The sequence below is a fragment of the Methanomassiliicoccales archaeon genome (assembly GCA_014361295.1).
In the GTDB taxonomy this organism is placed as follows: Archaea; Thermoplasmatota; Thermoplasmata; order Methanomassiliicoccales; family JACIVX01; genus JACIVX01.
Genome location: JACIVX010000087.1, coordinates 1 through 1,120 on the forward strand (window position 1 = coordinate 1; position 1,120 = coordinate 1,120).

General features: G+C 56.1%; 2 protein-coding genes. Both read right to left on the bottom strand.

Annotation, left to right across the window (positions count from 1 at the left end):
• On the bottom strand, positions 1 to 604 hold a 604-nt coding region (locus tag H5T41_11280), incomplete at its 3' end, for a hypothetical protein (GenBank protein MBC7109340.1).
• A gap of 9 nt (positions 605 to 613) precedes the next feature.
• Positions 614 to 1,027: a hypothetical protein gene (locus H5T41_11285; GenBank protein MBC7109341.1), complete on the bottom strand. Its 414-nt coding sequence runs from the start codon at positions 1,025 to 1,027 to the stop codon at positions 614 to 616.
• Between the last annotated feature and the right edge of the window lie 93 nt (positions 1,028 to 1,120).

Consider the following 1,120-nt stretch of genomic DNA (forward strand, 5'->3'; position numbering starts at 1 on the left):
CGATGATCCAGCCCTTTTTGGCCCGAAGGAAGATTAAACCGGGCAAGATGAGGTAAGAAAGGAATCCCGCGAGGAATTGCTGATTGCCCATGGTGGCGATCATCGCGCTCGGGCCTCGCCCTCCCGGCCCTCCAGACACGATCCCAAGATACTGGAGGAGGCCAAGGAGGGCGTTGAGGCAACCGGAAAATACCAGGGCCCCCAAAATCCAAGGGTGACTTTGCTCAGGCGCGTTTAAGATGAGGAAGAAGATAAAGCCGAAAAAGAGAATGAGCACAGCCGATTGAAGAACTGTACAGGCCGGCGTTTGTCCGGTAAGGGAAAGGAAGGCGGCAAGAAGAAGGGCGGGAAGGATCGGGCTGAGCCAGGAAAGCTCCACCTTCGTCTCTCGGCTCCTGAGGATTTCCCATGCCCAAAGGATGAGGATGATGCTGACCAAGACCAAGGTGTAAACGCTCTTTGTGTACCCGTACTCCGTGTTCCACGCGGAAAAGAACAAGGGCTGGGTGGCAAGGAAGAAGATAAGAAGTGCCTGCCGCAGGCGGGAAAGCCAAGAGGGCCGGGAAATTCTCCCTTCCTTCTTCTTTTTTGCCTTCTTTGGCACGGGCCTATATTATGGCCAGCCCCACTCTGAAAGCCAATAAGTGAGGGGTAAAAGCAGGGGCCATAACTGCGGGCGAGCGAGAATTTTTGGCGGCAACGAGGCAAACTGGTCGATGTCCGCGCATTCGGCAAGAAAATTCGCTAGCTTAGGATGGGAAAGAGTCTGGACCATTTCCTCCAAGGCTTCTGGCTTTAGTCTAAGGAAGATGCTACGCGCCCGCTCCTGAAAGCTCACTTCTTCCCCGATCATCCTTCGGCAGTCTCTCTCATATTCGGAAAGGGCCTGGGGTCCCCGGGCGGCCACCCTTCCGGCCAAAGGGGCACAGAGGCTCAAAAAGGCGAGGCCGCCTCCGGTGAGGGGTTTTACTTGCCCCGCGGCGTTTCCCACAAGGAGGCAACGGTCGCCCGCGATTTTCGTCGGCATTCCTAGGGGGATGAGCCCGGTTTGGATGGAAAGGATCTCGCTTTTTGGTTCTAAAAAATCGCGTAGCAAGGGAAAGGCCTCTCGGCCAAGGGC

Bases quoted from the DNA above. Each gene is read 5' to 3' on its own strand.
- H5T41_11285 (MBC7109341.1), bottom strand. From the start codon at position 1,027: ATGCCGACGAAAATCGCGGGCGACCGTTGCCTCCTTGTGGGAAACGCC.